Annotated in this window: 9 protein-coding genes; 1 reads left to right on the top strand and 8 read right to left on the bottom strand. The window is 71.1% G+C overall.

What is annotated here, in order from left to right; genetic code table 11:
- Positions 1 to 78: 78 nt before the first annotated feature.
- From tpiA to uvrC, 8 genes are all read right to left on the bottom strand, one after another.
- Entirely contained in the window at positions 79 to 855 is a 777-nt protein-coding gene (tpiA, locus tag ACFYMU_RS12360) for a triose-phosphate isomerase (RefSeq protein ID WP_388371853.1), read from the bottom strand.
- A 6-nt stretch (positions 856 to 861) separates the two neighbouring features.
- Entirely contained in the window at positions 862 to 2,073 is a 1,212-nt protein-coding gene (locus ACFYMU_RS12365) for a phosphoglycerate kinase (RefSeq protein WP_388371855.1), read from the bottom strand.
- A gap of 153 nt (positions 2,074 to 2,226) precedes the next feature.
- Positions 2,227 to 3,234, bottom strand: a complete 1,008-nt coding sequence (gap, locus tag ACFYMU_RS12370; protein WP_388371857.1) for a type I glyceraldehyde-3-phosphate dehydrogenase — start codon at positions 3,232 to 3,234, stop codon at positions 2,227 to 2,229.
- 226 nt (positions 3,235 to 3,460) lie between these two features.
- Positions 3,461 to 6,424 (bottom strand): M14 family zinc carboxypeptidase, encoded by a 2,964-nt coding sequence (locus ACFYMU_RS12375; protein ID WP_388371859.1) that lies wholly within the window; start codon positions 6,422 to 6,424, stop codon positions 3,461 to 3,463.
- 148 nt (positions 6,425 to 6,572) lie between these two features.
- The gene (whiA, locus tag ACFYMU_RS12380) at positions 6,573 to 7,562 is read right to left on the bottom strand and encodes a DNA-binding protein WhiA (protein WP_381083360.1); all 990 of its coding nucleotides are present in this window, start codon (positions 7,560 to 7,562) and stop codon (positions 6,573 to 6,575) included.
- The gene (gene yvcK, locus ACFYMU_RS12385) at positions 7,553 to 8,596 is read right to left on the bottom strand and encodes a uridine diphosphate-N-acetylglucosamine-binding protein YvcK (protein ID WP_388371861.1); all 1,044 of its coding nucleotides are present in this window, start codon (positions 8,594 to 8,596) and stop codon (positions 7,553 to 7,555) included. Before yvcK ends, whiA begins: the two co-directional genes overlap by 10 nt.
- Positions 8,593 to 9,606: an RNase adapter RapZ gene (gene rapZ, locus ACFYMU_RS12390; protein ID WP_388371863.1), complete on the bottom strand. Its 1,014-nt coding sequence runs from the start codon at positions 9,604 to 9,606 to the stop codon at positions 8,593 to 8,595. Before rapZ ends, yvcK begins: the two co-directional genes overlap by 4 nt.
- On the bottom strand, positions 9,603 to 11,636 hold the full coding sequence (gene uvrC, locus ACFYMU_RS12395) for an excinuclease ABC subunit UvrC (RefSeq protein ID WP_388371865.1): 2,034 nt from the start codon (positions 11,634 to 11,636) through the stop codon (positions 9,603 to 9,605). Before uvrC ends, rapZ begins: the two co-directional genes overlap by 4 nt.
- A gap of 524 nt (positions 11,637 to 12,160) precedes the next feature.
- Here uvrC and ACFYMU_RS12400 point away from each other — a divergent pair.
- Positions 12,161 to 13,108 carry a hypothetical protein gene (locus tag ACFYMU_RS12400; RefSeq protein WP_388371867.1) on the top strand — a complete coding sequence of 316 codons (948 nt, stop codon included), beginning with the start codon at positions 12,161 to 12,163 and terminating at the stop codon, positions 13,106 to 13,108.
- Positions 13,109 to 13,114 lie beyond the last annotated feature (6 nt).

Below are 13,114 nucleotides of genomic sequence, written 5' to 3' on the forward strand. Positions count from 1 at the left end.
GACCTCTTGTTGAAACCTCACGTTCCACGGCTGAGTCCCGGCCCCGCAAGAGTACGACGGATCGCGCCTACGGCACACTCACTGATCGCGGAAGCGGACGATCCTGACGAACTCGTCCGCATCCAGCGAGGCGCCGCCGACCAGGGCACCGTCGATGTCCGGCTTCGCCATGATCTCGGCGACGTTGCCGCCCTTCACCGAGCCGCCGTACTGGATCCGGACCTTGTCGGCCACGTCCTGCGTGTACAGCTCGGCGATCTTGCCGCGGACGGCCGCGCAGACCTCCTGCGCGTCGTCGGCGCCGCAGACCTTGCCGGTACCGATGGCCCAGACGGGCTCGTACGCGATCACGATCGACTCGACCTGCTCGGCCGGCAGGTCCTTCAGACCGCCCTCGACCTGGGCGAGCGTGTGCGTGACGTGGTTGCCCGCGTCGCGGACCTCCAGCTCCTCGCCCACGCACATGATCGGGGTCAGACCGTGCTTGAAGGCGGCCTTGACCTTGGCGTTCACCAGGTCGTCGGTCTCCTGGTGGTACTGCCGTCGCTCGGAGTGGCCGATCACCACGTAGGTGCACTTCAGCTTGGCCAGCATCGGGCCGGAGACCTCGCCGGTGTAGGCGCCGGAGTCGTGCGCCGAGATGTCCTGGGCGCCGTACTTGATCCTCAGCTTGTCGCCCTCGACCACGGTCTGCACGGAGCGCAGGTCGGTGAACGGCGGCAGGACGGCGACCTCGACGGCCTCGTAGTCCTTGTCCGCCAGGGCGAAGGCGAGCTTCTGGACGTGTGCGATGGCCTCGAGGTGGTTGAGGTTCATCTTCCAGTTGCCCGCCATCAGCGGCATGCGGGTGCTCATCGAGCTTCAGTCCTCCAGTGCGGCGAGGCCGGGGAGCGTCTTGCCCTCGAGGTACTCGAGGGAGGCGCCGCCGCCGGTCGAGATGTGGCCGAATGCCGACTCGTCGAAGCCCAGGATGCGGACGGCAGCGGCGGAGTCGCCGCCACCGACCACGGTGTAGCCCGGGGATTCGACGAGCGCCTGGGCGACGGCCTTGGTGCCCTCGGCGTAGTCGGGGTGCTCAAAGACGCCCATGGGGCCGTTCCAGAAGACGGTGGCCGCGTCGGCGAGCTTCGAGGCGTACAGCTTGCGGGTCTCCGGACCGATGTCCAGGCCCTCCTGGTCGGCAGGAATGGAGTCCGCGGCCACCACCGTCGGGTGGGCCGGGGCCTTCGTCTTCAGGTCCGGGAAGTCGGTCGCGACCAGCGCGTCGACGGGCAGCACCAGCTCGACGCCGGTCTTCTCGGCCCGCGCGATGTACTCGGTGACGGCCGGGAGCTGGTCCTCCTGGAGGAGGGACTTGCCGACCTCGTAGCCCTTGGCCTTCAGGAAGGTGTAGGCCATGCCGCCGCCGATGAGCAGCCGGTCCGCCTTGCCGAGCAGCTCGTCGATGACGGCCAGCTTGTCGGAGACCTTGGCGCCGCCCAGCGCGACGACATACGGCCGCCGGACGTCGTCGGTGAGCTTCTTCAGGACGCCGACCTCGGTGGCGATGAGGTAGCCGGCGTAGTGCGGCAGACGGGCCGGGAGGTCGTACACAGAAGCGTGCTTGCGGTGCACGGCGCCGAAGCCGTCGCCCACGTACACGTCGGCGAGGCCGGCGAGCCGGTCGGCGAACTCACCGCGCTCGGCGTCGTCCTTGGCGGTCTCGCCGGGGTTGAAGCGCAGGTTCTCGATGACCGCGACCTGGCCGGGCCGCAGGCCGTCCACGGCGTCGTGGGCGGCGGGGCCGACGGTGTCCTGGGCGAACGCCACGGGCGCGCCCAGCAGTTCGCCGAGGCGCTCGGCGGCGGGCCGCAGCGAGAAGGCCGGGTCCGGGGCGCCCTTGGGGCGGCCCAGGTGCGAGGCGACGACCACCCTGGCGCCCGCGTCGCAGAGGGCCTTCACCGTGGGCAGGACGGCGCGGATGCGGCCGTCGTCGGTGATGGCGCCCTCGGCCAGCGGGACGTTCAGGTCGGCGCGGACGAAGACCCGCTTGGTGTCCACTCCTTCGGAGAGGAGTTCGTCGATCGTCTTCATAAGGGGTTACTCCTGGGGAAGGGCTCTTGATCGTACGAGGGCCGATCGATCGGCACGCGAGCCGGGGGCTCGCCGTACGCGAGTCAGGGCCCGGGCGGCGCGACGCTGCGCTGCCCGAGCCCTGTTCTCACATCGATGTGCCTGTTGCGGTGATCAGAGCTGGTTGCCGACGAAGACCGTCAGGTCGACGAGGCGGTTGGAGTAGCCCCACTCGTTGTCGTACCAGCCGATGACCTTCACGTTCTTGCCCTCCTGGACCATGGTCAGGGAGGAGTCGAAGGTGCAGGACGCGGGGGCGTTCACGATGTCCGAGGACACGATCGGGTCCTCGGTGTAGTCCAGGAGGCCCTTGAGCTCGCCCTCGGCGGCCTTCTGGAAGGCGGCGTTGACCTCTTCCTTGGTGACCTCACGGCCGAGCTCGACGACCAGGTCGGTGACCGAGCCGGTCGGGACCGGCACGCGCATGGCGATGCCGTCCAACTTGCCCTTGAGCTGCGGCAGCACCAGCGCGGTGGCCTTCGCGGCGCCGGTCGTGGTCGGGATGATGTTCTCGGCGGCGGCACGCGCCCGGCGCAGGTCCTTGTGCGGGAAGTCCAGGATGCGCTGGTCGTTCGTGTACGCGTGCACCGTGGTCATCAGGCCCTTGACGATGCCGAAGTTCTCGTCGAGCACCTTCGCCATCGGCGCCACGCAGTTGGTGGTGCAGGAGGCGTTGGAGATGACGTGGTGGTTCGCCGGGTCGTACTGGTCCTGGTTGACGCCCATGACGATGGTGACGTCCTCGTCCTTGGCCGGAGCCGAGATGATGACCTTCTTCGCACCGCCGGCGAGGTGCTTGGCGGCGTCGGCCTTCTTCGTGAAGATGCCCGTCGACTCGATGACGATGTCGACGCCCAGCTCACCCCAGGGGATGTCGGAGGGGTTGCGCTCGGAGAGGACCTTGATGGTCTTGCCGTCGACGGTGATCGTGTCGGCGGTGTGGGAGACCTCCTGCTTGAGGCGGCCAAGGATCGTGTCGTACTTCAGCAGGTGAGCGGTGGTCGCGGTGTCACCGAGGTCGTTGACAGCCACGATCTCGATGTCTGCACCCTGTTCCAGCAGCGCGCGGAAGTAGTTACGCCCGATACGGCCGAAGCCGTTGATGCCTACGCGGATCGTCACGAACCGATCTCCTCGTTGGTACGCCGGCTGTCGACGCCGGCGAGCTGGATGTGATGTCCCCGACCGCCTACGACCCTACCCCGCTGAGGCCCGCGAAGTGACATCCGTACGGCCCGTACCCGGCAGGGCGGCCCGTACCCGTCGGTAGAGGTACGGACCGCCCGGGTCCAACGGCCCCATCACTCCTTCCGGCGACAGGGGACCATCTGCGGTTGACCACCCACGGTCAGCCGCCGAGTGCGGCGAGCGCCTTCCGGACCAGCGTCGACCGGTCGGCCGCCGAGGCGACCTGCTCCAGGCCGAAGCCCAGCAGCACGGTGCGTTTCGTGGTGACCGCCCCGTACGTCGTGAACAACTCGCTTGTGCGTGCCCAGTCCTTGAGGACGGCCGGGCTGCCCGCGGGCGGTCCGGCCACGCTCCAGGCACCCAGGGACGCCTCGAAGCCCTCGGTCTCGGTGGCCGTGCCGCCGACGACGAGCGAGGCGTCGTCGACCAGCAGGCCATGGCCTCCGGTACTCGGGTCGGTGATGTAGCTCAGCGAGACCTCGACCGTCCTGCCCGCGTAGGCGCTCAGATCGAAGTTCACCTGCTGCCAGCCGTCCGAGGCGCCGGTGAGGCTGTGCCACGCGCCGGTGGTGCCGGTCGCGGCGCAGCCGCTCGCCGCCACGGTCAGATAGTGCTTGAGCCAGGGGTGTTCGCCCACGAGGAACCCGGCCTCGCAGTCCGTCGGCACGGCGTCCCGGGTGGCGCCGCCGGCCTCCGGCAGCGTCGTCCAGTCGTCGCCCCCGGCCGTGTGGGCCTCCACCAGGGCGTGGTCGTAGCCCGGCTCGGTGTCCCACAGCAGCTGCGTGCGCAGCATGGGCTTGTCCGCCGCGCTCACCCGGGTGAGGTCGATGGTGCGGGTGAGCCGTTTGTAGGCGTTGTCGGTGTGCGAGGCCGCGGCCATGTACGAGCCCGCGTAGGGTTCGTACGGGTTGGCCGTCCCGGTGAACCGTCCCGCCCCCGCGCTCGCGAACTGGGGGTACGTGCCGACGGCCAGCTCGTCCGAGGTGACCCCGTACGAGCCCGCCCTGTCCAGCGGATCGCCGGGCGCGTCGGTCAGCGCCGCGCTCACGCCGTCGAGCCGGCCCGAGCCGCTGAAGCCGGTGGCCCCCGGGGTCGACGTGCGCGAGTAGGCGCCCAGGTAGTACTGGCTGAAGTCGTCCGAGGGGGTGCCGTCGCCGAGGTCGACGCTGCCGCCTGCCTGCTCACCCGCCTCGATCAACCTGCCGCCCTCGTTGAGGAAGGCGCGCAACTGGAGCTGGGTGGCGTTGCCGGGACCGTTCGCGCCCGAGTAGTGGACGACGGTCCTGAAGTGGTCGAGCACGCCGAGCGCGTCGGGCGCGCCCCGGGTGGCGACGTCCCAGACGACGGGCCTGCGGCCGGCCGCCTTCAGCGCGTCGGCGTAGGTCTGCGCCCGGGTGGCCTCGGCGCCCTCCTCGGCGACCACCAGGGTGTCGGCCGCGGGCCGCTCGGCGACGGTGTAGGTGAAGTGCCCGCTGGAGGTCCGCCCGCCGCTGCGGGTGCGGCCCGTGAACCACACCTCCACCCTGTCACCCGGACGGGCTCCCTCGACCGCGGCCCGGTACTCGTCGAAGTAGAGGTTGTCGCCGCCGCCGTAGGTCGTGCCGCCCTTCCAGGGCCTGAGCGTCCGCTCCTCGACGCGGCCGCCGTTGACCCGGTACCGGAGCCTCTTGTGGCGCACCGACCTGCGCGCGACGGCCGAGACCTCCTGGTCCGCGCCGCGCGCCCACGACGTCGGGAACGCGGCAGGGGTGAAGTCCGGCGCGTCGATGCCGACCGAGGAGGACGGCCGGTCGGGGTGGGAGGCCGTCTCGGCGACGGACAGGGCGAACGGAATGTTCTTCTCGAACTCCCGCTTGATCAGCTGCTCGTCGTCGGGGAAGTTGAAGATCGACCGGCAGTCGTCCGCGTTCCAGGCGTCGTCGGGGTCACTGTCCGAGGCGGTCTCGCAGGTCGACATCTCGGGCGTGAACATCGCCATGCCGTTGACGTTCGAGGCGTGGCCGTCGGCCTCGCCGTTGGTGGTGTACAGCTCCGAGGAGACCTGGGAGTGGTAACCCGGAACGGCCGGACGGTCGGGGGTGCCGGCGAGCGCCTTGTAGAGCACGTCGTCCGGGGTCGGCGTGGCGACCTGCCAGCCGACGCCGTAGAGGAGGAGTTCGGCGGCGGAGTGGTAGTTGATGCCGTAGGCGAACCCGATGCGTTTCTCGAAGCCGTCGAGCGCCCGGGTCTCCGGCTCGGACTCCGGGCTCGGCCCCCGATACGTCTCGCTGGTGGGGAGGGGGGACGAACCCTCGTCGTCGTAGCCCCACTTGTAGGCGAAGTTGCGGTTGAGGTCGACGCCGTCGCCGACGGTGATGGCGCCGTCGCCGTCGACGTCGCGCAGGTTCTTGCGCCACAGACGCGTGTCGGAGTCCTTGAAGGTGTAGTCGTAGCCGTCGGGGTTCGCGGAGAGGACGAACCACAGCTCGGTCGAGTCGACGATCTTCCTGATGCGCTTGTCGGTGGCGTAGTGGTCCAGGTAGTGGTGCATCAGCCGGCGGGTCATCTCCGGCGTGATCCATTCGCGCGCGTGCTGGTTGGACACGTACAGCACGGAGGGCTTGGAGCCGTCCCCGGACGTCCGCGCGTTCCTGGTCAGTTTGAGCGCGAGGATGTCCTGGCCGTCGACGGTCCTGCCGATGGAGACGACCTTGGTGAGGCCCGGGTGGGCCCTGCCGGTCCGGACGATCTCCTCCTTCAGGCCGCCCTTTCCGCCGTACGGACGGAACACTCCCTCGGCGGCGTTCGTGACCCGTGCCGCGGCCCTGTCCGACAGGGTGTGCTCGGTGAGGGTGACGCCCTGCTTCCGGAGCCTCTTGGCCTGCGCTCCGGTCAGATAGACCTCGACGGCGGTCCGGCCGCGCCCGGCGACCTGCGCGCCGAGTTCGGCGGCGTCCTGTCCGGCCTCCCACAGCAGGGGTAACTGCTTGCGGGTGACCTCGGCACGGAAGACCTTGACCTCCGTGTCCCTGTCCGCGGCAGGCCGGGTGCCACCACCCGTCTGCGCCTGGGCGGCGGGCAGCGAGCCCGCCCCGCCGAGCAGGAGCGCGCCGACAGCGAGGACCGATCTCACTCTGTGTCTCATGAACCCCCCTAGCGGAGATTCGCCACGACGGCGAACAAATGCCAGGTTCATGACGGTTCATGATCGAGTCAAGGTGGCCCGACGGGCGGCACAACGCCGGTGCGATGCTCCATATGGGCGCCGGCACCGGCGTATTGAGTGGTCGTCATCACCCCGCCAGGTTGTCGGCCATCTCCTCCGTGAGGTTGGACTCCGTGCCCGGGATGCCGAGGTCCGCGGCGCGCTTGTCCGCCATCGCCAGCAGGCGGCGGATGCGGCCCGCGACCGCGTCCTTGGTCAGCGGCGGGTCGGCGAGGGCGCCCAGCTCCTCCAGGGATGCCTGCTTGTGCTCCATCCGCAGGCGCCCCGCCGCCGCGAGGTGCTCGGGCACCTCGTCGCCGAGAATCTCCAGGGCGCGGGCCACCCGCGCGCCGGCGGCGACGGCCGCCCGCGCGGAGCGGCGCAGGTTGGCGTCGTCGAAATTGGCGAGGCGGTTGGCCGTGGCGCGGACCTCGCGGCGCATCCGCCGCTCCTCCCAGGCCAGCACGGACTCGTGCGCGCCGAGACGGGTGAGCAGGGCACCGATCGCGTCCCCGTCCCGTACCACCACCCGGTCCACACCCCGCACCTCGCGCGCCTTCGCCGCGATCGACAGGCGGCGGGCGGCCCCGACGAGGGCGAGCGCCGCCTCCGGGCCCGGGCAGGTCACCTCCAGGGAGGAGGAGCGGCCCGGCTCCGTCAGCGAGCCGTGCGCGAGGAACGCGCCGCGCCAGGCCGCCTCGGCGTCGCAGGTGGCCCCCGAGACCACCTGCGGCGGCAGGCCGCGGATCGGGCGGCCCCGCCCGTCGACGAGGCCCGTCTGGCGGGCCAGCTGGTCACCGCCCGCGACCACGCGCACCACATAGCGCGAGCCGCGGCGCAGACCGCCGGGCGCCATCACGATCAGCTCGGACCCGTGCCCGAAGATCTCCAGGATGTCCCGCTTGAGACGCCGCGCCGCCATCGCCGTGTCCAGTTCCGCCTCGATCACGATGCGGCCGCTCACCAGGTGCAGCCCGCCCGCGAACCGCAGGATCGCCGAGACCTCCGACTTTCTGCAGCAGGTCCGGGTGACGGGTAGCCGGGAGATCTCGTCCTTCACCGCTGCCGTCATCGCCATGGGCCGATCCTTCCATGCATCCGAAAAATACGGTCGTACGCGGCGGCCAACAGCTCCGGGTCGTGCCGCGGGGTTCCGTCGGTGCGGGCCACCGGCGCCAGCTCGACCGCGGCGCCGAACCGCTGGGCGGCCTCCTTGAGCAAGGCGCGATCGGGCACGGCGGCCTCGTCGGCCAGCACCACGTCCAGGGCGAGTTTAGGGGCGTGTCGCCCCAAAACCTCCAAATGACGCTGCGGGGAGAAGCCGTCGGTCTCTCCGGGCTGCGGGGCGAGGTTCAGGGAGAGTACCCGGCGTGCCTTCGTCTCCGTGAGCGCGTCCAGCAGTTCGGGCACGAGCAGGTGCGGAATGACCGAGGAGAACCAGGACCCCGGGCCGAGCACCACCCAGTCGGCGTCCAGGACCGCGGCGACGGCCTCGGGGACGGCGGGCGGGTCGCTGGGCACCAGGTGGACCGACTGCACCTCGCCGGGGGTGAGGGCGACCGTCGCCTGCCCCCGTACCGTGCCGATCTCGTCCGGGTGCTCCGGGTCATGGCCCTTGACGAGGGCCTGGAGCTCCAGGGGGACGGCGGACATGGGCAGGACGCGGCCGTGGGCGCCCAGGAGCCTGCCGACCAGATCGAGGGCCTGCACATGGTCGCCGAGCTGCTCCCACAGGGCCACGATCAGCAGATTGCCGACCGCATGGTCGTGCAGGTCGCCCTGGGACTGGAAGCGGTGCTGGATGACCCGGGACCAGGTCTGGCCCCAGTCGTCGTCCCCGCACAGCGCGGCCAGCGCCTTGCGCAGGTCGCCGGGCGGGAGCACGCCCAGTTCGTCGCGCAGCCGGCCGCTGGAGCCTCCGTCGTCGGCGACGGTGACGACCGCGGTGAGGTCGCCGGTGATCCGGCGCAGCGCGGCGAGCGAGGCGGACAGGCCCATCCCGCCCCCGAGGGCGACCACCTTCGGCTGGGCTCCGCGGCGCCGCGCCCGGCCGCCGCGTCCGTCGGACACCGCCCGGCGCAGCCTGCTCAGCCGCAGAGTACGTCCGGTCACTCGCGCCCCATGTCCCGGTGCACGACCACGGTCTCCACACCCTCGGCGGCCAGGCGGGCGGCGAGCTTCTCGGACATGGCGACGGAGCGGTGCTTGCCGCCGGTGCAGCCCACCGCGATGGTCACATAGCGCTTGCCCTCGCGGCGGTAGCCCGCGGCGACGAGCTGGAGCAGTTCGGCGTAGCGGTCGAGGAACTCCTTGGCGCCCGGCTGGTTGAAGACGTACGCCGCGACCTCGTCGTTGAGCCCGGTGTAGGGGCGCAGCTCCGGGACCCAGTGCGGGTTCGGCAGGAAGCGCATGTCCACGACGAGGTCGGCGTCGACGGGGAGGCCGTACTTGAAGCCGAAGGACATGACGGTGGCCCTCAGCTCCGGCTCCTCCTCGCCGGCGAACTGGGCGTCCATCTTGGCGCGCAGCTCGTGCACGTTGAGGCTGGAGGTGTCGATGACGAGGTCGGCGTCGCCGCGCAGCTCGCGCAGCAGTTCGCGCTCGGCGGCGATGCCGTCGACGATGCGGCCGTCGCCCTGGAGCGGGTGCGGCCGGCGGACGGACTCGAAACGGCGCACCAGGGCCTCGTCGGAGGACTCCAGGAAGACGATCCGCCGGGTGACGTTCTTCGCCTCCAGATCGGCCAGGGACTCCCGGAGGTTGTCGAAGAAGCGCCGGCCGCGGACGTCGACGACGACCGCGATCCGGGCGACGTTGCCCTGGGAGCGCGCGCCCAGCTCCACCATGGTGGGGATCAGGGCGGGCGGCAGGTTGTCGACGACGAACCAGCCGAGGTCCTCCAGGCACTTCGCGGCCGTCGAACGGCCGGCACCGGACATGCCGGAGATGATCACCAGCTCGGGGATGGCCGCCTCGGGGACCCCGGCTGTTTCGATACCCGTACTCACCTGTGCTCCGTCTTCCCGGACCGCCTCCCGGTGCGCCCGGTCCTGGCCCGTCTCCGCGCCGGAGGGCCCCTCCTGCGCCGGGCGTTCTTCCGCGTGCTGGTCGTGCTCTGTCATGGCTCCTGCCCCCGTCGTTCGTCCGGGGCCCCCGCGGACACGGACTCCCCGGGGAAACCCGCCGTCGTCACGGGTTCCTCTTCTTCCATGATCTCTCCAGTCGCCGTGTTCACGGCGGGGGCGGCCGGGGCCGCCCGGGCGAGGGCCACGGCAATCGTCTCGGCCGTCTTGCGGCCGATGCCGGGCACCTCCTGAATCTGGTCGACGGTCGCGGACCGCAGCTTCCTCACCGAGCCGAAGTGCTTGATCAACGCCTGTTTGCGGGTGTCACCGAGTCCCGGCACCTCGTCCAGCGGGCTGGACCTCAGGCGCCTGGCCCGCTTGGTGCGCTGATAGGTGATCGCGAAGCGGTGGGCCTCGTCCCGGACGCGCTGCAGCAGGTAGAGGCCCTCGCTGGTGCGGGGCAGCACCACCGGGTCGTCCTCGCCCGGCAGCCAGACCTCCTCCAGGCGCTTGGCGAGGCCGCAGACGGCGATGTCGTCGATGCCGAGCTCGTCCAGGGCCCGTCGGGCGGCCGTGACCTGCGGCTGCCCGCCGTCGACGACGACGAGCTGCGGCGGGTAGGCGAACCGCTTCGGCCGTCCGTCGTCCTCCGCGGGCTGCTCGCCGTCGGCCCACTCCCCCGTCCTCTCCTTCTCGGCGAGGTAGCGCCTGAAGCGGCGGGTGATCACCTCGTGCATGGACCGGACGTCGTCCTGGCCCTCGAAGCCCTTGATCTGGAAGCGGCGGTACTCGCTCTTGCGCTGCAGCCCGTCCTCGAAGACGACCATGGAGGCCACGACGTCCTCACCCTGGAGGTGTGAGATGTCGTAGCACTCGATCCTGAGCGGGGCGCTGTCCAGGTCGAGGGCCTCCGCGATCTCCTCCAGGGCACGCGAGCGGGTGGTCAGGTCGGAGGCGCGCTTGGTCTTGTGGAGCGCGAGCGCCTGCTGGGCGTTGCGCTGCACCGTCTCCATCAGGGCCTTCTTGTCGCCGCGCTGCGGGATGCGCAGCGACACGTTCGCCCCGCGGCGGCCGGTGAGCCAGTCCTGGACGGGTTCTATGGGGTCGGGCAGCGCCGGTACGAGGACCTCCTTGGGCACGGAGTCGCCCGTCTCCTCGCCGTACAGCTGCTGGAGGGCGTGCTCGACGAGGGCGGCGGTGGTGACGTCCTCCACCTTGTCCGTGACCCAGCCGCGCTGGCCGCGCACGCGTCCGCCCCGCACGTGGAAGATCTGCACGGCCGCCTCCAGCTCGTCCTCGGCGACGGCGACGAGGTCGGCGTCCGTCGCGTCGGTGAGGACGACCGCGTTCTTCTCCATGGCCTTCTTCAGCGCCTCGATGTCGTCGCGCAGGCGGGCGGCCCGCTCGTACTCCATCTCCTCGGCCGCCTCCATCATCCGCCGCTCGAGACGGCGGAGGTAGGTGCCGGTGCGGCCCGCCATGAAGTCGCAGAACTCCTCGGCCAGTTCGCGGTGGTCCTCGGGCGGGATCCGGCCGACACAGGGCGCGGAGCACTTGTCGATGTAACCGAGCAGGCAGGGGCGGCCGGTACGCGCGGCGTTCTTGAAGACGCCGGCCGAGCAGGTGCGCACCGGGAAGACCCGCAGCAGCAGGTCGACCGTGTCGCGGATGGCCCAGGCGTGCCCGTACGGCCCGAAGTAGCGCACGCCCTTGCGCTTCTGGCCGCGCATCACCTGGACGCGCGGGAACTCCTCGTTCATCGTCACCGCGAGGTACGGGTAGCTCTTGTCGTCGCGGTACTTGACGTTGAACCGGGGGTCGAACTCCTTGATCCAGGTGTACTCCAGCTGCAGGGCCTCGACCTCCGTGGACACGACCGTCCACTCCACGGACGCGGCGGTGGTGACCATGGTGCGGGTGCGCGGGTGGAGGTTCGCCAGGTCCTGGAAGTAGTTCGCCAGGCGCTGGCGCAGGCTCTTCGCCTTTCCGACGTAGATCACCCGACGGTGCTCGTCCCGGAACCTGTAGACCCCGGGCGAGTCCGGGATCTCTCCCGGCCTGGGGCGGTAGCTGGAGGGGTCGGCCATGTCTCACACCCTACTGTCGGGAACCGACAGCGCGGCGCGTGCGCGGACACGGCCCGGCGGGGTCCACGGGAGAGGACGAAGGCGGCGTGGGCCGCGGGCCGCGGGCCGACCGGGCCGGGCGGACAGGCGGACAGGCCGGGCAGGGCGGGGCGGGGCGGGCAGGCCGGGCGATCGGGCAGGGCAGGGTGGACGGGGCCGGCAGGGCGGACGGGCCCGGCAGGCCGGCGCCCGACGAGCGGCGTTCGGCGGCGTTCGGCGGCGGGCGTCGCGCACGACCGTGCCCGTACGGCTCCGCGCGCGGTCGTGGGCCGGTGGCCCGCGGCGGCGATCACCGGGCGTGAAGTCAGGAGGTTGGGCACCAGGTGTTGTCCGGGCTTGGTCAACACGCTTCAATGCGGTGGAACTTCGGGCCGTGACCGGCGAGGTTCGTTTGTGAACGACCCCGTACCCCCCTCGACCGAACCGGAGACACCCTGTACCAACGGTCTGACCAGCCGTCGCGAAGATCACAGAAAGGCCCCTGTATGCGGCACGGCACACAGCATGCGGACGTCGTCCCCGCGGAACTGGAGGAGGCGCTGCGCGGCGGCCCCTTCCATGTCGCGCTGCGCGCCGCCATCGCCGCCCGCGGTCTGCCGCTGCAGCGTGTGCAGCACCATCTGTCGCGGTACGGGGTGAGGGTCGGTGTGACGAGCCTGAGCTACTGGCAGCAGGGTGCGCGCCGCCCGCAGCGGCCGGAGTCCCTGCGCGCCGTACGCGCCCTGGAGGAGATCCTCCAGCTTCCGGACGAATCCCTCATCCGGCTGCTCGCCAGGGCCGACGAGCATCCTGGATCCGACCGTCCCCCGGGCCGCTCGTACCGCTCCCTGGTGGAGGCGTCGGGGGTGCTGGAACAGCTCCTCGCCGAGTTGGGGGCCGGGCTCGACGGTGGACTGCACACGATCGGCCACCACGAGCAGGTCCGTATCGGGGCGCGCCGCGAGCTGCTGGCTCACGAGTCGCACCACATTGTGCGCGCGCACAGGGACGGCGTGGACCGCTATGTGGCCGTCCACCACGGTGATCCGGGGTGCGTCCCGGAGCGGATCACCGTGCACGCGACGGAGAACTGCCGCACGGGGCGCGTGCGGTGGCACCACGAGACCGGCATCCTGGTCGCCGAACTCCTCTTCGACACATGGTTGCGCACCGGAGACACCTTCCTCTTCCGCTACGGCTTCGAGGACGGCACCGCGGGCGCGTCGTGCGAGTACGTCCGCGGGTTCGGCTTCGCGGGCGGCCAGTACGCGCTCCAGGTGCGCTTCGACGCGAACGCGCTGCCGATGCGCTGCCACCGGTTCACCCAGCACTCCGCGGCCGCCCCGCGCAGTGGCCGGCAGGAGCTGGCGCTGAGCGGGCAGCACCGCTCGGTGCACCTGGTGGAGCCGCGCGTGCGGTCGGGGATCGTCGGGATCGGCTGGGAGTGGGAGTGAGAGGAC

Source organism: Streptomyces sp. NPDC007264, assembly GCF_042869095.1.
GTDB lineage: Bacteria > Actinomycetota > Actinomycetes > Streptomycetales > Streptomycetaceae > Streptomyces.